This is a genomic window from Solirubrobacter deserti, from assembly GCF_027587175.1.
Classification (GTDB): Bacteria; Actinomycetota; Thermoleophilia; order Solirubrobacterales; family Solirubrobacteraceae; genus Solirubrobacter; species Solirubrobacter deserti.
Window position 1 is genome coordinate 39340 of record NZ_JAPCID010000006.1, and the last position, 19784, is coordinate 59123.

Annotated in this window: 26 protein-coding genes; 15 read left to right on the forward strand and 11 right to left on the reverse strand. The window is 72.2% G+C overall.

The window, feature by feature from the left end; genetic code table 11:
• Positions 1 to 15: 15 nt before the first annotated feature.
• Entirely contained in the window at positions 16 to 1011 is a 996-nt protein-coding gene (locus OJ962_RS04485) for an iron-containing redox enzyme family protein (protein ID WP_202953616.1), read from the forward strand.
• Complete coding sequence (locus tag OJ962_RS04490) at positions 1008 to 2078, forward strand: carboxylate-amine ligase (RefSeq protein WP_202953617.1); 1071 nt, start codon at positions 1008 to 1010, stop codon at positions 2076 to 2078. The genes OJ962_RS04485 and OJ962_RS04490 overlap by 4 nt, the downstream gene beginning before the upstream one ends.
• Here OJ962_RS04490 and OJ962_RS04495 read toward each other — a convergent pair.
• Together OJ962_RS04495 and OJ962_RS04500 are read right to left on the reverse strand one after the other, a co-directional pair.
• A complete protein-coding gene (locus OJ962_RS04495; protein WP_270006209.1) occupies positions 2032 to 2250 on the reverse strand; it encodes a CDGSH iron-sulfur domain-containing protein in 219 nt (72 codons plus the stop codon). The genes OJ962_RS04490 and OJ962_RS04495 overlap by 47 nt on opposite strands.
• The gene (locus OJ962_RS04500) at positions 2247 to 2885 is read right to left on the reverse strand and encodes a HemK2/MTQ2 family protein methyltransferase (protein WP_202953618.1); all 639 of its coding nucleotides are present in this window, start codon (positions 2883 to 2885) and stop codon (positions 2247 to 2249) included. The genes OJ962_RS04495 and OJ962_RS04500 overlap by 4 nt, the downstream gene beginning before the upstream one ends.
• Before the next feature lie 99 nt (positions 2886 to 2984).
• On the opposite strand from OJ962_RS04500, the gene ypfJ reads away from it, so the two are divergent.
• Both ypfJ and OJ962_RS04510 read left to right on the forward strand, forming a co-directional pair.
• Positions 2985 to 3842, forward strand: a complete 858-nt coding sequence (gene ypfJ / locus OJ962_RS04505) for a KPN_02809 family neutral zinc metallopeptidase (RefSeq protein WP_202954287.1) — start codon at positions 2985 to 2987, stop codon at positions 3840 to 3842.
• Positions 3832 to 4659: a glycosyltransferase family 2 protein gene (locus OJ962_RS04510; RefSeq protein WP_202953619.1), complete on the forward strand. Its 828-nt coding sequence runs from the start codon at positions 3832 to 3834 to the stop codon at positions 4657 to 4659. Before ypfJ ends, OJ962_RS04510 begins: the two co-directional genes overlap by 11 nt.
• Positions 4660 to 4966: 307 nt before the next feature.
• Here OJ962_RS04510 and OJ962_RS04515 read toward each other — a convergent pair whose 3' ends face one another.
• Complete coding sequence (locus OJ962_RS04515) at positions 4967 to 5818, reverse strand: VOC family protein (RefSeq protein ID WP_202953620.1); 852 nt, start codon at positions 5816 to 5818, stop codon at positions 4967 to 4969.
• Here OJ962_RS04515 and OJ962_RS04520 point away from each other — a divergent pair.
• Together OJ962_RS04520 and OJ962_RS04525 are read left to right on the forward strand one after the other, a co-directional pair.
• Positions 5775 to 6719 carry a helix-turn-helix transcriptional regulator gene (locus OJ962_RS04520; protein ID WP_270006210.1) on the forward strand — a complete coding sequence of 315 codons (945 nt, stop codon included), beginning with the start codon at positions 5775 to 5777 and terminating at the stop codon, positions 6717 to 6719. The two genes, OJ962_RS04515 and OJ962_RS04520, sit on opposite strands and share 44 nt — an antisense overlap.
• A gap of 39 nt (positions 6720 to 6758) precedes the next feature.
• Entirely contained in the window at positions 6759 to 6965 is a 207-nt protein-coding gene (locus OJ962_RS04525) for a hypothetical protein (protein WP_202953622.1), read from the forward strand.
• On the opposite strand, the gene OJ962_RS04530 is transcribed toward OJ962_RS04525, so the two are convergent.
• From OJ962_RS04530 to OJ962_RS04540, 3 genes are all read right to left on the reverse strand, one after another.
• Entirely contained in the window at positions 6960 to 7115 is a 156-nt protein-coding gene (locus OJ962_RS04530) for a hypothetical protein (RefSeq protein ID WP_202953623.1), read from the reverse strand. The genes OJ962_RS04525 and OJ962_RS04530 overlap by 6 nt on opposite strands.
• 87 nt (positions 7116 to 7202) lie before the next feature.
• Positions 7203 to 8381 (reverse strand): low temperature requirement protein A, encoded by a 1179-nt coding sequence (locus OJ962_RS04535; RefSeq protein ID WP_202953624.1) that lies wholly within the window; start codon positions 8379 to 8381, stop codon positions 7203 to 7205.
• A 10-nt stretch (positions 8382 to 8391) separates the two neighbouring features.
• Entirely contained in the window at positions 8392 to 8952 is a 561-nt protein-coding gene (locus tag OJ962_RS04540) for a tetratricopeptide repeat protein (RefSeq protein WP_202953625.1), read from the reverse strand.
• A gap of 68 nt (positions 8953 to 9020) precedes the next feature.
• Here OJ962_RS04540 and OJ962_RS04545 point away from each other — a divergent pair, with 68 nt between their 5' ends.
• From OJ962_RS04545 to OJ962_RS04580, 8 genes are all read left to right on the forward strand, one after another.
• Entirely contained in the window at positions 9021 to 10196 is a 1176-nt protein-coding gene (locus OJ962_RS04545; RefSeq protein ID WP_202953626.1) for a glucose-1-phosphate adenylyltransferase family protein, read from the forward strand.
• 161 nt (positions 10197 to 10357) lie between these two features.
• Positions 10358 to 11257, forward strand: a complete 900-nt coding sequence (gene ligD, locus OJ962_RS04550) for a non-homologous end-joining DNA ligase (RefSeq protein ID WP_202953627.1) — start codon at positions 10358 to 10360, stop codon at positions 11255 to 11257.
• 78 nt (positions 11258 to 11335) lie between these two features.
• Positions 11336 to 12142, forward strand: coding sequence for a lytic transglycosylase domain-containing protein (locus OJ962_RS04555; RefSeq protein WP_202953628.1), 807 nt, complete (start codon positions 11336 to 11338; stop codon positions 12140 to 12142).
• Between the two features lie 226 nt (positions 12143 to 12368).
• On the forward strand, positions 12369 to 13037 hold the full coding sequence (locus tag OJ962_RS04560; RefSeq protein WP_202953629.1) for a response regulator transcription factor: 669 nt from the start codon (positions 12369 to 12371) through the stop codon (positions 13035 to 13037).
• Positions 13038 to 13095: 58 nt separating this feature from the next.
• Positions 13096 to 15072 carry a chemotaxis protein CheA gene (locus OJ962_RS04565; RefSeq protein ID WP_202953630.1) on the forward strand — a complete coding sequence of 659 codons (1977 nt, stop codon included), beginning with the start codon at positions 13096 to 13098 and terminating at the stop codon, positions 15070 to 15072.
• A complete protein-coding gene (locus OJ962_RS04570; protein ID WP_202953631.1) occupies positions 15069 to 15659 on the forward strand; it encodes a chemotaxis protein CheC in 591 nt (196 codons plus the stop codon). The genes OJ962_RS04565 and OJ962_RS04570 overlap by 4 nt, the downstream gene beginning before the upstream one ends.
• Entirely contained in the window at positions 15659 to 16171 is a 513-nt protein-coding gene (locus tag OJ962_RS04575; protein WP_202953632.1) for a chemotaxis protein CheD, read from the forward strand. Before OJ962_RS04570 ends, OJ962_RS04575 begins: the two co-directional genes overlap by 1 nt.
• A gap of 1 nt (position 16172) precedes the next feature.
• Positions 16173 to 16532, forward strand: coding sequence for a response regulator (locus OJ962_RS04580; protein WP_202953633.1), 360 nt, complete (start codon positions 16173 to 16175; stop codon positions 16530 to 16532).
• Here the strand turns inward: OJ962_RS04580 and OJ962_RS04585 are convergent.
• The 3 genes from OJ962_RS04585 to OJ962_RS04595 are packed head-to-tail and all read right to left on the reverse strand — an operon-like array spanning position 16486 to position 18132.
• Entirely contained in the window at positions 16486 to 16800 is a 315-nt protein-coding gene (locus OJ962_RS04585) for an Hpt domain-containing protein (protein ID WP_202953634.1), read from the reverse strand. The two genes, OJ962_RS04580 and OJ962_RS04585, sit on opposite strands and share 47 nt — an antisense overlap.
• Positions 16797 to 17510 carry a response regulator transcription factor gene (locus OJ962_RS04590; protein WP_202953635.1) on the reverse strand — a complete coding sequence of 238 codons (714 nt, stop codon included), beginning with the start codon at positions 17508 to 17510 and terminating at the stop codon, positions 16797 to 16799. The genes OJ962_RS04585 and OJ962_RS04590 overlap by 4 nt, the downstream gene beginning before the upstream one ends.
• Positions 17491 to 18132, reverse strand: coding sequence for a precorrin-6A/cobalt-precorrin-6A reductase (locus tag OJ962_RS04595; RefSeq protein WP_270006211.1), 642 nt, complete (start codon positions 18130 to 18132; stop codon positions 17491 to 17493). The genes OJ962_RS04590 and OJ962_RS04595 overlap by 20 nt, the downstream gene beginning before the upstream one ends.
• On the opposite strand from OJ962_RS04595, the gene cobF reads away from it, so the two are divergent.
• Positions 18131 to 18850, forward strand: coding sequence for a precorrin-6A synthase (deacetylating) (gene cobF / locus OJ962_RS04600; protein ID WP_202953637.1), 720 nt, complete (start codon positions 18131 to 18133; stop codon positions 18848 to 18850). The genes OJ962_RS04595 and cobF overlap by 2 nt on opposite strands.
• On the opposite strand, the gene OJ962_RS04605 is transcribed toward cobF, so the two are convergent.
• Together OJ962_RS04605 and OJ962_RS04610 are read right to left on the reverse strand one after the other, a co-directional pair.
• The gene (locus OJ962_RS04605; protein ID WP_407697491.1) at positions 18777 to 19538 is read right to left on the reverse strand and encodes a CbtA family protein; all 762 of its coding nucleotides are present in this window, start codon (positions 19536 to 19538) and stop codon (positions 18777 to 18779) included. The genes cobF and OJ962_RS04605 overlap by 74 nt on opposite strands.
• 22 nt (positions 19539 to 19560) lie before the next feature.
• On the reverse strand, positions 19561 to 19779 hold the full coding sequence (locus OJ962_RS04610; protein WP_270006212.1) for a CbtB domain-containing protein: 219 nt from the start codon (positions 19777 to 19779) through the stop codon (positions 19561 to 19563).
• Positions 19780 to 19784 lie beyond the last annotated feature (5 nt).

Here is a 19784-nt window from a genome sequence, read left to right on the forward strand (position 1 = left end):
GGGTAGGGCGGGGGCATGGCCAGCCTTCCCCAGCCCCGCGGACCCGTCAGCGAGGCGCTGTTCGCAGCGCTCCGCCAGTCGCCCACCCCGCTCGCGCTGCCCGAAGCGCCGTTCGCGTTCGAGGACCTGCAGCTCGCGCTCTACTGCTGTTACGAGCTGCACTATCGCGGCTTCGAGGGTGTCGACGACGCGTGGGAGTGGGACCCCGGCCTGCTCGCGTTCCGCGCCGTGCTCGAACGCGAGTTCGAGGCCGACGTGCACGAGCTCGCCGGCACGCCCGGTGAGCCGCCGGAGCCCGACCGCATCGACGTCGAGATCCGCGAGCTGATGCAGTCCGACGACGCCCCGTCGGTCTCGACCTTCATCGAGCGCGAGGCCACGCGCGAGCACGTGCTCGAGTTCCTGATCCACCGCTCGGCCTACCAGCTCAAGGAGGCCGACCCGCACTCGTGGGCGATCCCGCGCCTGCACGGCGTGCCGAAGGCGGCGCTGGTGGAGATCCAGGCCGACGAGTACGGCGAGGGCCGGCCCGATCAGGTGCACGCGCAGCTGTTCGCGCGCTCGATGGAGGCGCTGGAGCTCGACTCGACGTACGGCGCCTACCTCGACAAGATCCCCGGGGTGACGCTCGCCACCGTGAACCTGATGTCCTGGATGGGCCTGCACCGGCGCCGCCGCGGCGGAATCGTCGGGCACCTCGCGCTGTTCGAGATGACGTCCTCGGTGCCCAACCGCCGCTACGGCTCGGGCCTGCGCCGGCTCGGCTGGGACAGCGAGGACGCGGTCGCGTTCTTCGATGTCCACGTGGTCGCCGACGCCGTGCACGAGAGCATCGCGGCCGTCGACCTCGCGGGCGGACTCGCGCGCCAGGACCGCCGGCTGGGCGCCGACGTGCTGTGGGGCGCGCGGGCGCTGATGGCGGTCGACGGGCGCTGGGCGCGGCACATGATGGAGCGCTGGGAGGCTGGGGAGTCGTCTCTGTATGACGGCGGCGTGCTCGCGGCACAGTGAGAGAGCTCTTCGATTCGGTTGAGCCGCTGACGGTCGGGCTCGAGGAGGAGGTCATGCTCCTCGACCCGGTCACGTTCGACCTCGCACCGATCGGCACGCGGATCCCGAGCGCGAAGCTGGAGCTGCCCGCGGCGCAGGTGGAGCTCGACACGCCGCCCGCCGCCACGGTGGGGGAGGCGATCGCGGCGCTCGCCGAGGGCCGGCGGGAGCTGGCCGCAGCGTGCGGCGATCTCGCCCGCCCGGCCGTCGCCGCGGTGCACCCGTTCACGGCGCCGCTCGGCGAGCTCAACGCGGGCGAGCGCTACGACGCCATCCTCGCCCGCTACGGGGACGTCGCGCGCACCCAGCTGGTGAGCGCGCTGCAGGTGCACGTCGCGATCGGGTCGGCCGAGCGGTCGCTGGAGGTCTACAACGCACTGCGCTCGCACCTGCCGGAGCTGGCGGCGCTGGCCGCGAACGCGCCGTTCCTCGCCGGCCGGGACACCGGCTTCGCGTCGGTGCGCCCGCTGATCGGCGGGCTGCTCCCGCGCCAGAACGTCCCGCCCGCGTTCGCCTCCTGGGACGAGTACGAGGAGGCGCTGCGGTGGGTCAAGGACCCCGGCTCGTGGTGGTGGGAGCTGCGTCCGCATCCGAAGTTCGGGACGCTCGAGATCCGCGTGTGCGACGCGCAGACGACGCTCGAGGAGGCGGCCGCCGTCGCCGCCTACGCGCACGCGCTGGTCGGATGGCTCGCTGAGCGCGACGACCTGGAGACGGTGACGTCGTGGAAGATCGCCGAGAACCGCTGGGCGGCGCTGCGGCACGGCGTCGAGGCGACGTTCACGGACCTGCGGACCGGGGAGGAGCGCCCGGTGCGCGACATCCTGCTCGAGCGCGTGGAGACGCTCGCCCCGGTGGCCGAGCGGCTCGGCTGCGCCGACGAGCTGGCGCTGGCGCCGCGCCTGGTGGTGCGCAACGGCGCGCTGCGTCAGCGCGAGGTCGGGGTGGAGGGCGCCGCGAGCTGGCTCGCGGAGCGCTTCCTCACTCCCGTCCGTTCTCCAGCGCGCCCGGCGCTCGGAACCGGATGACGTTGTGCGTGCCATCGCAGAACGGCCGCATCCGTGACTTGCCGCAGCGGCAGAGCGCGATCGTCTTCTCGCGGCCCGGGTCGATGACGTTGCCGTCCTGATCGACGATCTGGACGTCCCCGCGCAGCATCAGCGGGCCGTCGCGGTAGACGGTGATCGAAGGGTCACTCACGCGCTGGCCTTTCCTCGGGCGACGACGATCTCCTCGTCCTGCTGGTCGCTCACGGCCTGCATGAGCGGGCCGAGCGGGCCGCGCTCGCTGGCGGCGATGTCCGCCTGCAGGCCACCGGCGGCGTAGGCGCGCAGCGTCGTGGGCGTGCCGCAGATCTCGGAGTGCACGAGCAGCAGTGTGCCGCCCGGCGCCAGGTGGCGGGGCGCCTCGGAGATGATGCGGTCGAGCACGACGCGGCCGTCCGGGCCGGCCTGCCAGGCGCGCGCCGCACCCCGGCTGGGCGGCGCTCCGCCCGGCACGTAGGGCGGGTTGGCGATGATCAGGTCGAAGCGCTCGTCCCCGACCGCCGCGAACAGGTCGCCGCGGTGGGCGGTGATCGGCACGCCGTTCAGGCGCGCGTTCACGCGCGCGCAGAAGACGGCGCGGCGCGAGACGTCGACGGTCGTGAGGTGGGCGCCGTGCGTGCGGGCGGCGACGATCCCCGCGAGCGCCGGGCCGGCGCACAGCTCGAGGATCCGCGCGTGCAGCCGGACGGGCTCGCGGGCGGCCGTGCGGGCCAGAAGCCAGGTGTCCGAGCGCGGCTTGAACACGCCCGGAAGCGCGATCCCGCGCGCGGGCTGGTGCCTGATGAGCATCGGCTCGCCGCCTACCCGGATCGTGGCGCTCGAATGACGGGGCGTCATGCGTCTAACCACGACGTGCGCGGAGCGCGCCCGCTGGGCAGCACGGCGGCGATGCGGTTCCGTCCCGGAGCGAAGCTCGACGCCGGCCAGGTGCAGGATCGCCGCGGCATGGGCGGCGGGCGCGGCGTCGCGGTCGGCGGCGGCGTCGGGACGATCCTCGTGGTCGTCGTGATGGCGCTGCTCGGCGTCAACGTCCCCGTCGTCGGTGGCACCGACTCGCTGCCGCTCGACAGCGGCAGCAACGAGCAGCTGTCGGCGAGCTGCCGCACCGGCGCGGACGCCAACCAGAACGAGGACTGCCGCATCGTCGGCGTCGTCAACTCGGTGCAGGCGTACTGGACCGACAACCTCGGCGGCTACCGCCAGGCGCCGACGAACTTCTTCTCCGGGTCCACCCAGACCGGGTGTGGCGGCGCGACGTCAGCGGTCGGCCCGTTCTACTGCCCGGCCGACCAGCAGATCTACATCGACCTGAGCTTCTACGACGACCTCCGTTCGAGGTTCGGCGCGCGCGGCGGGCCGTTCGCGGAGGCGTACGTGATCGCCCACGAGTACGGGCATCACGTCCAGCACCTGCTGGGGGCGGACGAGCGCGTCGGGAACGACCGTGAGGGCGAGACGTCCGGCTCGGTCCGGCTGGAGCTGCAGGCCGACTGCTACGCGGGCGTGTGGGCGGCCAACGCCGTCGAGACCGGCTTCATCGAGGAGCTCACGCAGCAGGACATCGCGGACGGCCTGGACGCGGCGGCCGCCGTCGGCGACGACCGCATCCAGCAGCGCTCCACCGGCCGCGTCGACCGCGAGTCCTGGACCCACGGCTCCGCCGCCTCCCGCCAGAAGTGGTTCAACACCGGCTACCGTGCCGGCGATCCCCGCCGGTGCGACACCTTCGCCACGAATGACCTCTGACCCGCGAGTGACGATCGTCGTCGCCACGCGCGACCGGCACGACGTCCTGCGCGACAGCCTCGCGCGGCACTCCGTGCCCGCGATCGTGGTGGACAACGCCTCGCGCGAGCCGATCCCGGACGCGATCCGGCTCGAGCGCAACCTGGGCGGCGCGGGGCGCAACGTGGGGGTGGAGGCCGCTTCGACGCCGTACGTCGCCCTGACGGACGACGACGCGTGGTGGGCCCACGGGGCGCTGGAGCGCGCGGTCGCCGTGCTCGACGCGCATCCGCGGCTGGCGCTCGTTCAGGCGCGCGTGCTCGTGGGGCCGGACGAGCGACTGGACCCGACGTGCGCGGAGATGGCTCGCTCGCCCCTGCGCGGGGAGCCGGACCAGCCGGGACACGCGATCCTGGGGTTCGTGGCGTGCGCCGTGGTCGTGCGGCGGGACGCGTTCCTGTCGGTGGGCGGCTTCTCCGAGCGGCTCCACGTCGGCGGGGAGGAGGCGCTGCTCGCGGGCGACCTGGTCGCGGCCGGGTGGCAGCTGTCCTACGTGCCTTCGGTCGTCGCGCATCACTGCCCTCCGGAGACCTCGCGGGACCGACCGGAGCGGCGCGAAGTGGTGTTGCGGAACGCGCTGTGGATGCATTGGCTGCGCCGCCCGGCACGGATCGCGGCGGTTCGCACCGCCGCCACGTTGGCGGGCGCGCCGCGCGAGCCGGCCACCGTGCGCGCAGCGGCCCGTGCTCTTGCCGGCGTGCCCTGGGTCCTGCGGGAGCGGCGCGTTTCACCCGCGCGGGTAGAGGCGATGCGGCGGTTGTTGGACGAGGCCGCGTAGTACGGCTCACCGAGGGGGGAAGGGAGCGGCGTTTCCGCCGCGCGCCCGGGCTCAGCGCCTCCGAGCCCCGCGCGGCGCGTACATCGCCGTGCTGCGTACCGTCAAGTTACGGGCTACGGAGACCACGTGGGCGAAGTGGTCGTTTCGTCCCGGTCGGAGTCCGAAACGATCACATGCAGTCTCAATCGCGCTCCGGCCCACCCAAGCCAGCGCGTGATCGCTTCCACGAGATCCGCAAGACGTGGGCGGAGATGGTGGCGCGGGCGCGCGGCGGAAACGCCAGTCATTTCCCCCTCGGTGGCGCCGTTCACGCGGCCTGTGCGACGAACGCGACCGCGGTCCCCCACGGATCGCGCACCAGAAACCCGCCGTCCAGCTCCGAGGCGACGTCCACACGCGCACGCACCGCGTCCAACTCGTCGGCCGGCAACTCCACCGTCCACCACCGCAACCCGACGGTGTGCTCCGGAGCGGGCCCCACGCCACGCCCGCGCCAGACGTTGAATCCGAGGTGGTGGTGGTACCCGCCCGCGCTCACGAACGCGGCGGACCCCAGGTTCGCCTGCCCCTCGAATCCGAGCACGTCCCGGTAGAACGCCAACCCCTGGTCGACGTCGCCGACGTGCAGGTGCAGATGGCCCATGCGCAGGCCCGGACCGACGAATGACGCCGGCGCCTCGCCCTCGATGGTCGAGAGCAACGCGCGAAAGTCGAGCGGCGCCGGCCCGCGCGAGTACCCGAGGTCCTTCGGCCACTCGGTCTTCTCGCGGTCCGCCGCGAGCTCGATGCCGTTGCCGTCCGGGTCGGGCAGGTAGATCGCCTCGTGCGTGCGGTGGTCGGAGGCGCCCTCGATCGGCGTCTCGGTCAAAGACAGGCGCACGGCGGCGCGGGCGAGCTCCTCGCGGGAGGGGTACAGCAGCGCGTAGTGGTAGAGGCCGGCGTGGCGTCCGGCGGGACGCGCGGCCGGGTCCTCGTAGAGCTCGATCACCGGCACCTCGCCGTCGCCGAGTGAAGCCCGGCCGACGTCCTGAGCATGGACGCGCAGGCCGAGGGAGCGCTGGTACCAGGCGACGGAGCGGTCGAGGTCCGAGACGGTCAGGTGGACCGCGCCGAGCGTGAGCGTGGCGGGGAGCGTCGGGGTCTGGGGAGTCGCGGTCATGGCGTTAGCATCGCGCGACGCGGGCCCGTTTCCCATGGCACTCCCGCGCCGATCCATGGACTTTCGCGAGCTCGCCGTCGACCGCCTTCCCGCTTCGCTGCAGGTGGTGACGCTCGCCGGCGCCGCGTTCGGAGACGCGGTTGAGCGCGGCGCCCGCCCGCCGCACCGGCACGACTATCACGAGCTGTTGTGGACGAGCCGCGGCAGCGGCTGGCACTCGGTCGACGGGGAGCGGCTTCCGGTGGAGCCGCACACGGTGACCGTGATCGGACGCGGCCGCGTGCACGTGTTCGAGCGGGCGGTCGGGCTGCACGGGGCGGTCGTGCGCTTCGAGCCCGAGCTGATCCTGGACGCGCCGGCGTGGCTCGTCGGCGGCCAGGGCGCGATCACCGTCGAGGTGCCGCCGTCGGAGACCGCGGCGCTGGAGGCGACGATCGCGTCGCTGCACGCCGAGGCCGACCGACCCGCGGACGCGCGCAGCGGGCCGATCGTCCGTCACCTGCTCTCAGCGCTGCTGCTGTGGGTGGAGCGCTGGTATGACGCGGCGCGCACCGAGCGCCCCGACGAAGCGGGCCTGTACCGCCGCTTCGTCGAGACGCTCGAGCAGGAGTTCTCCCACCATCACGACGCGGCGTGGTATGCCGACGCGCTGGGGGTTCCGGCAAGCGCACTTGCACGTGCGTTGGGGGACGTCACCGGCCGGACAACCAAGCAGCTGATCGGTGATCGGGTGATGCTGGAAGCGGCTCGTTTGCTGCGGTTCAGCGACCTCACGGTCGGGGAGATCGCCCATCGCACCGGATTCGAGGATCAGCTCTACTTCTCTCGCGCGTTCAAGCGGCGCTACGGTGATGCACCGACGCCATATCGCGATCTTCACCGTCATCCCTCGAACGCCTGACACCGTGGACGTAGACCACGCAGCGGAGAATTTGTCCAGATGAGCCAAACCACCATCCACGTCGAGCCCGACAACCGCGGGGCCTGGCTCGTGCGCCACGATGCCGAGCGCGTCTCCGAGCACATGACGGCGACGGAGGCCGAGCGCGCCGCGTTCCAGGCCGCGCGGCGCTTCAGCGCGACCAGCGTGCTGATGCACGATCGCTACCGGCGCACGCGCGAGATCGCCGTCTCGGCGCGCTCATAGCGCAGCGAGCAGCACGATCGCGGCGCCCGCCGCGGTGATGGCCAGGGCCAGGGGCAGGACGACCAGCGGTAGGCGCCGTCGGCGGCGCGTGGCCTGACGCCCCGGCTCGAGGACGCTCAGACGGGGTGGAGAGATGCGGCGTTCGAACAAGATTCAGGCGATCCTAGGCGGGCGCGACGACGGAGTGAACTGGCGGACCGACCAGTCATTCCCGTACGGCGTCCGCGCTATGCGGGATCAGTGCCCGACGCGCGCCGCCCGGATGCGCTGCCGCGCCTCGCCGTAACGCACCACTTCATAGGTTGTCAACGCGACGAGCACGGCCAGCAAGATGGCGAGCGTCGCGACGCCCGCGACGTTCGTCGCCATCGGGATCAGCGCGAGGCACACCGCCGCCGTCACGACGCGCGGCACGTTGACCGAGCGCACGTTGCGCAGCCGGAACGCGATGTGCGCGAGCAGGTACAGCGCGAGCCCGCCGCACAGCGCGACCGCCGGCATGTCCTTGAGCGGGTGGCTCGTGTGCTCGACCACCTTCTTGACGCCGAGTGCGAACAGCACGATCCCGGCGATCATCGGCAGGTGCAGCAGCGCGTACGAGTCGCGCGCGAGCTTGAGCTGCTCAAGGCCGGTCGCCTCCAGGAACCGATGCTCGGCGACGACCGCCACGACGTCGAAGTACAGCCACCACAGCACGCACACGATGCCGACGGCGAGCACGCCGGCCAGAATCACCTCACGCGTCAGCTCGACGTCCTCGGCCCCGACGCCGATGGCCACGATCGACTCGCCGAGCGCGATGATCAGCACCAGCCCGAACCGCTCCGCGAAGTGGCCCGCGTGCACGTGCCAGCCCTCCACGCCGCGGCTCAGCACGATCCCGTAGTCGAGGATCAGAGCCGCGATCCACAGCAGGTCGCGCGTCGTGCCGTCGAACGCCGCGCTGGCGAGGATGAGCAGGCCCGCGCCGGGGATCAGCGAGACCACGAGCGAGAGGACGGCGCGCGCGAGCGCCGCGTCCCCGCGCGCCGCGAGCGCGAACAGCGCCGCGTGCAGCAGCCGCACGGCGAGGTACCCGAGCCCCCAGGCGACGCCGTCGTCGCCGAACGCGCCCGGCGTCGCCAGCGTCATCACCAGCATCGCCGCCATCGCGCCGAACATCACCAGCCGCGGCAGCAGCAGCTCCGGGTCGATCGTGCTCGTCAACCACGCGTAGGCCGACCAGGCCCACCAGATGATCCCCAGCAGCACGAGCCCGCGCCCGAGCTGGGAGAACGTCGGGTCGGCGGCCAGGAACGCGGTCACCTGCGTGAGCGCGAACACGAACACGAGGTCGAAGAACAGCTCGAGGGGCGAGACCCGCGCCTCGTGCGGGTCGGCGCGCACGAGGCGGCGCGGCTCCTGGGTGGCGGTCACAAGCGGGAGCCTACGGAAGCTCGGACCTGAGCCCGGCGAGGCGGCGGTCGCCGGGCCTGGCCTCGAGCGCGCGGTCGAGGACTGCGGCGGCTTGCGCGCCGCGTCCGAGCTCGGCGAGGGCGATCGCGAGGTCGGCGCCCGTGCCGAGCCCGGCGGGGTCCTCGGCGAACGCGCGCGCGAGCAGCTCCACCGCCGTCTCGCGCTCGTCCACGCTCCAGGCCAGCAGCCCTTTCAGGTGCCACACCTGCGCCTGCAGGGCGAAGCTCGGCGCCCAGCCCGTGAGCTCGTCGATGCGCCCGAGGTAGACCTTGGCCGCGGTCGGGTCGCCGTGCCACGCCGCAGTCGCGGCCCGCACGAGCAGATACGGGTCGTTCCACGCGCGCTCGGCGCCGAGCCGCGCGTGCGCCGCCGCCTCCTCGAAGCGCCCCGCCCCGACCAGCACCGGGGCCAGCGCCAGGTGCGCCTCCGCCGCGTCCGGGTGCTGCGCGACCAGCGCCTGCAACAACGCCAGCGCTTCCTCGTCCCGCCCTTCGGCGTGCACCGTCAGCGCCCGCTCGAGCTCCGCGTCCATGCCGCGGAAACCTAAGGGGTCCTCGGCGGCGACGCTCTCATCACGCGCTCACGGGGTAGAGAGCGAGGGTGCCCCGTATCAAGATCCTCGTGCTGATCCTCGCCGGCGGTGCCGGCGGCCGTCTGGAACTGCTCACGCACACGCGTGCCAAGCCCGCCGTACCGTTCGCGGGCACTCACCGGCTGATCGATTTCCCGCTCAGCAACTGCCTGAACTCGAACATCGACGACGTCTGGATCTCGCAGCAGTTCAACCCGGTCTCGCTGACCGACCACCTCGCCAACGGGCGCCCGTGGGACCTGGACCGTACGTCCGGCGGGCTGCTCGTCCTGCACCCGCGGCAGGGCAACGAGGGCGGCGAGGGCTTCCAGGAGGGCACGGGCGAGGCGCTCTGGAGCCAGGCCGAGCTGATCCGCGAGTTCAACCCGTCGGCGCTGGTCGTGCTCTCCGCGGACGCCGTCTACAAGCTCGACTACCGCATGCTCGCGGAAGAGCACTGCGAGGCGGGCAAGGCGGTCACGATGGTCACGACCGAGGTCGAGCCCGACGACGCGGACCGCTACGGCGTCGTGCAGGTCGACGGGGACCGGGTGACCGAGTACGTCTACAAGCCCGACGGGGCCAAGGGCAACCTGGTCAGCAACGAGGTCTTCGTCTTCACGCCCGAGCCCGTGCTGGACGCCCTCGACGAGCTCGTGCGCGAACGCGGGCAGGACGACCTCGAGGACATCGGCCACTACCTGCTGCCCCGGCTGGTGGACGCGGGGGAGGCGCGGTCGCACCGCTTCGGCGACTACTGGCGCGACGTCGGCAAGATCGACGCGTTCCACGCCTGCCACATGGAGCTTGTCGGCGACGAGCCGCCGATCGACCTCGACGATCCGGCGTGGCCGATCCTCACGCGGGCGATCGCGAACCGCGCCTCGGCGCAGGTGGGCTCCTCGGCGACGGTGCAGTCCTCGCTGATCGCGCCGGGCGCGAAGGTGGACGGCGACGTGAGCGGGAGCGTGCTCGGGCGCGGCGTCGTGGTCGAGAAGGGCGCGACCGTGCGCGACTCCGTGCTGATGCCGGGCGCCGTGGTGCGGGCGGGAGCGACGGTCACGCGGGCGATCATCGACGACCATGTGGACGTGCGCGCGGACGTCGGCGAGGCCGGCGGCGAGATCGCGCTCGTGGGCCTGCACGCGACAGTTGACGAAAGCTTGCCCGCCGGCGCGCGCTTCCCGCAGGTGGAAGACGACTGATCGTCGAAAACGGGGCGGAGAACTTCCTACCTCCGGGTGATGCCGCAAGGCCCTGCACCTGGGAAGGTTTTGGTCATGGCCCACCAGTACAAGCTTCCGCAGGTCAAAGAGATCAAGCCGGGCCGCTAGGCCTTCGCGCCTGACCGGGTAGGCCGCTCCTCATGGCGGCCACCGAGGTCGACGTCGACGGCCGGCGCGTGCGGCTCAGCAGCCTCGAGCGGGTGCTCTACCCCGAGGCCGGCTTCACGAAGGCGCACGCGCTCGACTACTACGCGCGCATCGCGCCCGTGCTGCTCCCGTACCTGCATGGGCGGCCGATGACCCTCAAGCGCTATCCGGAGGGCGTGAACGGGCCGCACTTCTACGACAAGCACTGCACGGGCGCGCCGCCGTGGGTCGACGTCGCGCCCGTCTGGAGCGAGCGCCAGGGCGCGGACATCAAGTTCTGCAAGCTCGAAGACACCGCGTCCGTGCTGTGGTCGGTGAACCGCGGGAACCTCGAGATGCACCCGCTGCTGTCGGTCGCGCCCGACCACGAGACGCCGACCACGCTCGTGTTCGACCTGGACCCGGGCGTGCCCGCGGGGCCGCTGGACGCCGCGCGGATCGCGCTCGTGCTGCGCGACATGCTCGCCGGCGTCGGGCTGGAGAGCTGGGTGAAGGCCAGCGGCGGCGTCGGCGTGCAGGTGTACGTGCCGCTGAACACGTCCGTGAGCTTCGCCGAGACCAAGGCGTTTGCCCGCCGCGTCGCGGAGCTGCTGGCCGCCCGGCTGCCCGACCGGGTCGTCGCCCGCGCGGACAAGGCGCTGCGGCGCGGCAAGGTGCTCGTCGACTGGGGCCAGAACGACCGCCACAAGTCCACGGTCGCCGCCTACTCGCTGCGCGCCAAGCGCGCGTGGCCGACCGTGTCCGCGCCGCTGGAGTGGGACGAGCTCGCCGAGGCGGTGGCGTCCGGCGACGAGGACGCGCTGCTGCTCAGCCCGGCGGCGGCGCTGGAACGCGTCGCGGCGCGCGGTGACGTCTTCGCACCCGTCCTGACCCTTCAGCAGCGCCTTCCCTGAACCGAACGCTCGTTTTGTCAACCAGGGGTTGACCAAACGACCACTCGCGCGGCGAGGGCACGACTAGGATGCCGGGCGTTGCGCGGCCTCCTCGCCCTCATCCTCGCGGTCGCGACGCCGCAGCAGGCCCCGCTGCCGGCCGCCGACGCGCCGCTCCCGCGTGAGCCCGCGCAGCTCGCCGCCGCCTTCACGGACACCACGCGCCGCCTGCGCGCGACGGGTTGGGACGGCACGGGCGAGATCCCGCGCGACGTCACCTACCTCGCACTGCACCACCAGCGCATCCTGCGCGAGCTGGCGACCGAGCGCCGGCTCGGCGATCGCACGCTCGCCCAGCTCCCGCCGGACGTCAAGGGCGAGGCCCGCGACACCGTCCAGGCCCGCCGCCACATCGCCGCCATCCCGCGCGGGCCCAGCACCACCATCCCGAAGGTCCGCGTGGCGAAGGCCGCACCCGCGAATGAGCTGCGCGCGCACTACGCCGACGCCCAGCGCCGCTTCGGCATCCACTGGTCGATCCTCGCGTCCATCAACTTCGTCGAGTCCGCCTTCGGCCGCGTGCGCAGCGCGAGCGAGTCCGGCGCGAAGGGCCCGATGCAGTTCATGCCCGCGACCTGGCGCGCCTTCGGCAACGGCGGCGACATCAACGACCCGCACGACGCGATCCTCGCCGCCGCCCGCTACCTGAAGGCCTCCGGCGCGCCGGCCGACTACGACCGCGCGCTGTACGCCTACAACCACTCGACGTCCTACGTCAGAGCGATCCGCCGCTACGCCGCCCGCATGCGCGCCGACGAGCGCACGTTCCGCACCTACTACGCCTGGCAGGTGTACGTGCTGACCAGCTCAGGAGGCACACGCCGCATGACCGGTCCGGGTCGCTGATCACACTGCGATCGGGCCGGACGCCTCACCGGCGTCACGTCCGTGAGAGCCCGACCGGTTCGTCCCGACGCTCGGCGCGACCGGTCTTGACGTCCACCAGGCAAACGTCCACTCCGCTGCTCGACGGCAACCGGGCTCCATCTCAATAGTGATGATCGTTGGTCAAATCTCACGAGACTCGCGTAGCCGCGGCAAAGTCGTGGCGAGCCGCCTAGCATGCGCAGCGATGGCCCGCTTGCTGGTGGCGGAGGACGAGGACACGACGCGGTTGTCGCTCACGCACGTGCTCCGTCGTGAGGGCTACGAGGTGGACGAGGCGCGCGACGGGCTGGAGGCCGAGCGCCTGGGCGTCGGGGGTGACCACGCGCTGGTGATCTTGGACGTCGAGATGCCCGGGCTGGACGGGCTCGAGGTGTGCCGGCGCATCCGGGCGGTGCGGCCGACGGTGCCGATCATGATGCTCACCGGCCGTGGGGACGAGGCCGACGCCGTCAACGGGTTCGACGCGGGCGCCGACGACTACGTGGCCAAGCCGTTCCGGCTGCAGGAGCTGCTCGCACGGGTGCGCGCGAACGTGCGGCGCTCGGCGCCCGACCTGCTGAGCGCCGGCGACGTCCGGATCGACAAGCTCGCGCGGCGCGCCTGGCACGGGGCGCAGGAGCTGCAGCTGAGCCCGCGCGAGTTCGACCTGCTCACGTTCCTGGTGGCGAACGCCGGCCGGACCGTCACGCGCGAAGAGGTGATGAACACGGTCTGGGAGGGCGAGTGGCAGGGCTCCAACAAGACGCTCGACATGAACGTCGTCGCGCTTCGGCGCAAGCTCGGGGATGACGCGCGCGCGCCAACTCACCTGGTCACGGTGCGGGGCGTGGGGCTGAGGTTTGAGAGTTCTTGAGAGAACTTTTGCCATAAGCGGATGAAAGAACGCGCGAGATTGTCCGACCACAGAGGTCGTGGACGAGACCGCCGAATATCTCCCGATGTTCCTGGCCGAGGGCCGGGAGCACCTGCAGGAGCTCAACCTTGCCGTGGTGCGCATCGAGGAGACGCCTGACGATCAGGCGACCGTCGACGAGATCTTCCGGATCGCGCACAGCCTGAAGGGCATGAGCGCGACCATGGGCTTCGCCGGGATGGCGGCGCTCACGCACGAGATGGAAGACGTGTTCGAGCTCCTGCGCCAGCGCAAGGGTGGGCTCGAGCGCTCCGCGGTCGACGTGCTGCTCGAGTGCCTGGACGCGCTCGAGGCCGCCGTCGACGCGATCGAGAGCAGCGGCGCCGAGGCGATCACCCCCGATCCCCTGATCGCCCGCCTGCGCACGCTCGTCCGCGATGACGAGGAAGCGGCGCCCGCTGCCAGTGCCGAGGAGAGCACCTCGGCAGGCGTGCTCTTCGAGCCGCCCGCCGACCTCAGTGAGCTCGCGCAGGGCCGGCGCGTCGTCCAGGTCCACGCGACCCTGGTCGCCGACGCGTCGATCCCGTCCGTGCGCGCTTACATGATCCTCTCCACCCTCGCCGGCCTGGGCGAGACGCTGGCCTGCCGGCCCGGGCCGGAAGAGGTCGAGACCTTCACCGGGTCCGACATCGTCGCCTGGCTCGTGAGCGACCGCACCGACGCCGAGCTCGCCGAGGCCGCCGCCTCGGTCGCCGAGGTGGAGGACGCGCAGACGTCGGAGGCTGTCGCCGACGCGGCGATCGACGCGGGCGAGACGCTCCCCGAGGCGACCGCTCCCGCCGCCGCGGAGCCCAGCAAGGCCGCCGCGCCGCGCTCGGCCAACCACGGCTCGTCGACCGTCCGCGTCGACGCCGAGCGCCTGGACCAGCTGATGCACGCGATGGGCGAGCTCGTCCTGCACCGCACGCACGTCGAGGGCCTCGCCGCCCACGCCGACGTCCCCGGCCTCCCGCAGGCGCTGCAGGCGCTCACCCGCACCTCCCACGCGCTGCAGGCCATGGTCATGCAGGTCCGGATGATCCCGGTCGAGGCCGTCCTGCTGCGCTTCCCGCGCCTGGTCCGCGACCTGTCGGTCAAGCTCTCCAAGCAGGTCGAGCTCGAGCTCATCGGCAAGGACACCGAGCTCGACCGCAGCGTCGTCGACTCGCTCGGCGACCCGCTCGTGCACCTGATCCGCAATTCGCTCGACCACGGCCTCGAGACGCCGGAGGAGCGCCGCGCCGCCGGCAAGCCCGAGACGGGCCGGCTCGAGATCTCGGCCCGCCACGCGGGCGGCAACGTGGTCATCTCCGTCTCCGACGACGGCCGCGGCATCGACCCCGCCCGCGTCGCCAAGAAGGCCGTCGAACGCGGACTGATCACGCCCGAGGCGGCGGAGGCCATCGACATGGCCCGCGCCACCGAGCTGCTCTTCCACCCCGGCTTCTCGACGGCCGACGTCACCTCCGACATCTCCGGCCGCGGCGTCGGCATGGACGCCGTGCGCGTCGCGATCCGCGGCCTCGGCGGCGAGGTCACTATGACGTCGGTCCAGGGCGAGGGCACCACGTCCGAGATCCGCCTGCCGCTGACGCTCGCGATCATGGCCGCCCTGCTCGTGCAGGCCGACGGGCGCGCGTTCGCGATCCCGCTCGACCGCATCGAGCGCACCGTCCGCCTCGCCGACCAGACCGTCCGCTCCGTCGCCGGCCGCCGCATGCTCGTCATGCCGGACGGCGTGATGCCGCTCGTGTGCGCGTCCGAGCAGTACGGCGGTAGCCGCACCGAGAACGCCGCCTTCGGCGTGCTGATCCGTGGCAACGGCCAGCGCATCGCGTTCGCCGTGTCGGCCATGGACGGGCAGCGCGAGCTGGTCACGCGCCCGCTCCCGCCGGAAGTTGCCGACGGCTCGGCCCTCTCGGGCGCTGCCGTCCTGTCAGACGGGCAGATCGCCCTGATCGTCGATTGCGACGCCGTCGCAGAGGGAGTCGCGTGAGCGCTTCATACAACGAGACCCAGCTCGACGCGCTGCGCGAGCTGGCCAACATCGGGGCCGGGACCGCCTCGACCGCCCTGTCCGAGATGCTCGGGCGCTCGATCGACCTCGCGGTGCCCGACGCGCGCGTGCTCCCGATGGCCGACGCCGTCGAGCAGCTCGGCCCGCCCGAGCAGGAGATCACCGGCATCATGCTCGGCGTCGAGGGCGAGCTGCCCGCGACCGTGCTGATGCTGCTCACGCCCGAGAATGCGGACAAGGTCTGCGTCATGCTCGGCCTGGAGGCCGGCTCCGACCTCGTCCCGTCCGCGCTGGGAGAGATCGGCAACGTCGTCGGCACGTCCTACCTGAACGCGCTGGCCGGGATGACCGGGCTCGCGATCGAGCCGACGCCGCCCGCGACCGTCACCGACTTCCTCGGTGCGATCGTCGAGTCGATCCTGGCCGTGCGCGCCGCGGCCAGCGACCGCACGCTGCTGCTGGACTCGAGCCTCGTCATCGAAGGCGAGGACTGTTCGATCGTGTTCTTGCTCGTTCCCGACCACGGGGGCGCGGAGGAACTGCTCGAGCGCATCGGCGTCGCGTGATGGCCGACTTGATGGCACGCATGGGCGAGCTGTGCGCCTCGGGGACTCCCGGGGACTCGCTCGTCGCGCTCGGGCTGGGGTCGTGCATCGGCGTCGTGCTGCTCGACCGCCGCAAGGGCGTCGCCGGCCTGGCGCACATCGTGCTGCCCGCCGCCGACGGTCATGCCAAGGAGCTCAACCCGCTCAAGTTCGCCGACAGGGCGGTCCCGGAGCTGGTCAAGCAGGTCGTCGCGCGCGGCGGCCGCAAGCCGATGCTCGAAGCCGTCCTCGTCGGCGGCGCGAGCATGTTCGCCGGCGCGGGCTCCACGCTCGAGGTCGGCGCCCGCAACGCGGCCGCGGTGAAGGCCGAGCTCGTCAAAGAGCGCATCCGCATCCACGCGGAAGACACCGGCGGCACGAAGGGCCGCACCGTTCGCGTCGACCCGGTCACCGGCGTCGTCACCGTCCGCAAGGCAGGAGCCAAGGACGAACAGCTCTACCCCGCAACCCGTGTACTCCAGGAGGTGGCCTGAGATGGCCCGCGTTCTCGTCGTCGACGATGCCGCGTTCATGCGCAAGATGGTGTCCGACGCTCTCACCAAGGCCGGTCACGAAGTGATCGCCGAAGCGACCAACGGCCAGGAGGCCGTCGACCAGTTCCAGGCGCTCAAGCCTGATCTGGCGACGCTCGACATCACCATGCCGGAGAAGGACGGCCTGACCGCGCTCGGCGAGATCATGTCGCTCGACCCCAACGCGCGCGTCATCATGTGCTCGGCGCTGGGTCAGGAGTCCAAGGTCATGGAGTCGATCAAGCTCGGCGCCCGTGACTTCGTCGTCAAGCCGTTCAAGGCCGATCGCGTCCAGGAGGCCGTGGCGAAGGCGCTCGCGTAGCGAGCGCTGCGTCCACCGCGCGCGCCGCGCGCTCCACCGCCGCCAGGTCGCCGCCGCCTTCCTCCAGCACGCGGGCGGCTTCGGCCAGGGCGGTGGCGCCGAAGGTCGCGGCGCCGGAGCGCAGGCCGTGCGCGTGGCGGCGGATCTCCTCCGGCTCGGTCGCGGCGCGTAGCTGCTCGAGCCGGGTGGCGAGATCGGTGCGGTAGGTGCAGACGAGCTGGGCCACCGTGTCGGCGCCGAGCGCCGCCTCCAGCTCGGCGAAGTTCACCGGCCCGGACCCATCCGGAAGCCGATGCCGCGCACGGTCAGCACGAAGCGCGGGTTGCGGCCGTCGTCGCCCAGCTTGCGCCGCAGGTTGGAGATGTGCACGCCGACCAGGTGGTCGTCGCCGAACCAGTTCTCGCCCCACACGCGCTCGACCAGCTGCGAGCGCGTGAACGCGACGCGCGGCGAGCCCGACAGCACGTCGAGCAGGTCGAACTCGCGGCGCGTGAGGTTGAGCGGCGCGCCGTCCAGCGTCGCCTCGCGGGCGCCGGGGTCGATCGTGAGCGCGCCGAAGCGCCGCACCTCGGGCGCGGGCGCCGGCTCGACCGTGGTGCGGCGCGGGCGGCGCAGCAGCGCCTGGACGCGCGCGATGAACTCGGGCGTGGAGAACGGCTTGGTGATGTAGTCGTCGGCGCCGGCCTCGAACCCGATCACCTTGTCGAGCTCGGTGTCCTGGGCGGTGAGCATCAGCACGTAGGCGTCGCTGAACGAGCGCAGCTCACGGCACGTCGTGAAGCCGTCCGTGCCGGGCAGGCCGACGTCGAGCACGATCAGCTCAGGGTCCTGCGCGCGGGCGACGTCCAGGCCGCTCTCGCCGTCCTCGGCGCACTCGACCGTGAACCCCTGCTGCCTGAGCAGGGCGGACACGAGCATGGCCGCCGAGGGCGTGTCCTCGACGACGAGCGCGCGGCGATTAGGTCGATAGGAGGACAAGCGCTTCCTCCGGTGAGTGGACCACGGGGCCTTCGATACCCGGTCTACGCAGCAGGATCACGGGCAGCCCAGCTTGTCGTGCAGCTGTCATCTTCGCGTCGGGCCCCCCGCTGTCCTTCGTGATCAAGTGGGTCAGGGCGTGTGCGTGGATCAGCTCCAGCTCTTCCTCGAGGCGGAACGGACCCTTGGCCAAGATGAGAGTGTGATGAATCGGCAGGACGGATGGCGCGGTCAATGCGCGCACGAGGAAGAACGCGGGGTGGGCCCGCACCGCCTCGATCTCGTGGTGGCCGGTGGTGAGAAAGACGCGCGCGTCGGCGGGAATGGGCGCCTCGTGCAGGTGGTCGACGTAGGTCCAGTCGTCGCCGGGCCGGCGCTGGAAGCCGGGGCGCTCGAGCCGGATGACGGGAACGCCGACCTGCCGGGCGTTGGCCGAGATGCGGGTGGCGAACGGGTGGGTGGCGTCGACGATGGTCGTGACGCCGTGTTCGGCGACGTAGTGGGCCAAGCCGTCCGCGCCGCCGAAGGCGGTGGTGCGGGCGAGCGCGAGGATGGCGCGGTCGCCGAGCCGCTCCTTGAGCTCGCGCGCCTCCTGCGTCCCGCCTAAGATCAGCACCGCCATGGACGGCGATCCTGACAGGCTCGTGGACGTGATCGGCGTCGGTGCCGGAGATCCGGCGTGGCTGACGCTGGAGGCGGTGCGGGCGCTGGAGGCGCTGGACGTCGCGTTCGTGTTCGTCAAGGGCGCGGACGACGAACTGGCGGGTGCGCGGCGCGCGCTGCTGCCGGCCGGCGTCCGGGAGGTGGCGATCGAGGATCCGCCGCGCGGGCGCGGGGCCGAGGCGGTCGCGGCGTGGCGTGCGGAGCGGGTGCGGTTGGTGCGCGAGGCGCTCGCGCGCGAGCCCGGGCGCGGCGGGTTCCTCGCCTGGGGCGACCCGACGCTCTACGACGGGCTGATCGACGTGGTGCGCGAGGCCGGCTTCGGCGTGCGGGTGCTGCCGGGCGTGAGCGCGGTTTCGGCGCTGGCGGCGCGGTTCGGGGTGACCTTGAACCGGGTCGGCGGCTCGGTGCTGCTCACGAGCGGACGACGGCTGGCGGCGTCCGGCTGGCCGGCCGAAGTGGGGGACGTGGTCGTGATGCTCGACACCGAGCTCACGTTCCGGCGCTTCCCGGAGGCCGAGATCTTCTGGGGCGCCTACCTCGGCACGCCGGACGAGCTGCTGCTGTCCGGCGTGGTGGCCGAGGTCGGGCCCGAGATCGAGCGCGTCAGGAGCGAAGCGCGCCGGCGGAAGGGCTGGATGTTCGATACCTACCTGCTGCGCCGCCCTGGGCCTGCGTGATCCAGCGCTCGGCGAGCGCGCCGAAGGCGAGCCCGAGCGTGGCGTACAGCACGGCGTGGGTGCCGAGCGTGGCGAGCCGGAAGTGCCACAGCACGTCCGGGCTGAAGCCCTCCGGCATCTCCTTGACGGCCGGCATCAGCAGTGAGGCGATGACCACCAGCGCGAGGTAGCCGCCGACGCCCACGAGCGCGCCGTTCCACGCACCGAGGCGCTTGACGGCGTCGCGGCCGAGGCGTACCGCGGCGATCGCGGCGACGACCGACAGCAGCAGCATTACGAAGTAGACCCGGGTGCGGAAGGCGATCGTCTCGTCGAGGCCGACGGCCGGCGGGTTGCTCGGGTACTTCAGGAACGGCACGAACGCGATCACGACGAACGCCGCGAGCCCGAGCGTGGCCGCCGTGACCCGCGGACGGGCGCGGCCGATGCGGCCGTAGACGCCCGCGAACACGAGCGCGAAGATGCCGCCGATCGCGACCGCGTACACGATCGTGCCGGTCAGCAGGCCGAGCGTCTCCTGCATCGAGCGGCTGACGAGCGGCGCCTCGTCCGACGGCGGGCTGACCGACTCCTCGAACGCGATCGCCGAGCGGATCTGCGGCTCGCCGATCGCGAGGCCGAAGGCCCACATCAGCACGCCGGCCACGAGGCCGGCGAGCATGCCGCGGATCAGCAGCCCGCGGACCAGCTTCTGGCTGTCCACTGCTGCCCTAGTGGCAGGGGAAGCCGAGCAGGTGCCGGGCGTCGTGGACGAACTCGTGGAGGGTCATCCCCGGGAAGACCGAGGTCGCGCCCTCCTCGGCGCCGACGAAGTAGAGGAGCATGATCGCCAGCAGCGCCGTGAGCAGCGCGTACGGGATCAGGTCGCCGAGCGGCATCAGCGGGACGCTGGGCGCTTCGACTTCCGGGGTGAGTGTGGTGTCCGACACGGTGT

Excerpts from the sequence above, each read along its gene's own strand:
- OJ962_RS04515 (WP_202953620.1), bottom strand. The coding sequence starts at position 5,818 with ATGACCGCGACTCCCCAGACCCCGACGCTCCCCGCCACGCTCACGCTC.
- OJ962_RS04575 (WP_202953632.1), top strand. The coding sequence starts at position 15,659 with ATGGCCGACTTGATGGCACGCATGGGCGAGCTGTGCGCCTCGGGGACT.
- ligD (WP_202953627.1), top strand. The coding sequence starts at position 10,358 with ATGGCGGCCACCGAGGTCGACGTCGACGGCCGGCGCGTGCGGCTCAGC.
- OJ962_RS04540 (WP_202953625.1), bottom strand. The coding sequence starts at position 8,952 with ATGGACGCGGAGCTCGAGCGGGCGCTGACGGTGCACGCCGAAGGGCGG.
- ypfJ (WP_202954287.1), top strand. The coding sequence starts at position 2,985 with ATGCGGTTCCGTCCCGGAGCGAAGCTCGACGCCGGCCAGGTGCAGGAT.
- OJ962_RS04595 (WP_270006211.1), bottom strand. The coding sequence starts at position 18,132 with ATGGCGGTGCTGATCTTAGGCGGGACGCAGGAGGCGCGCGAGCTCAAG.
- OJ962_RS04500 (WP_202953618.1), bottom strand. The coding sequence starts at position 2,885 with ATGCTCATCAGGCACCAGCCCGCGCGCGGGATCGCGCTTCCGGGCGTG.
- OJ962_RS04510 (WP_202953619.1), top strand. The coding sequence starts at position 3,832 with ATGACCTCTGACCCGCGAGTGACGATCGTCGTCGCCACGCGCGACCGG.
- OJ962_RS04560 (WP_202953629.1), top strand. The coding sequence starts at position 12,369 with ATGGCCCGCTTGCTGGTGGCGGAGGACGAGGACACGACGCGGTTGTCG.
- OJ962_RS04580 (WP_202953633.1), top strand. The coding sequence starts at position 16,173 with ATGGCCCGCGTTCTCGTCGTCGACGATGCCGCGTTCATGCGCAAGATG.
- OJ962_RS04525 (WP_202953622.1), top strand. The coding sequence starts at position 6,759 with ATGAGCCAAACCACCATCCACGTCGAGCCCGACAACCGCGGGGCCTGG.
- OJ962_RS04485 (WP_202953616.1), top strand. The coding sequence starts at position 16 with ATGGCCAGCCTTCCCCAGCCCCGCGGACCCGTCAGCGAGGCGCTGTTC.
- cobF (WP_202953637.1), top strand. The coding sequence starts at position 18,131 with ATGGACGGCGATCCTGACAGGCTCGTGGACGTGATCGGCGTCGGTGCC.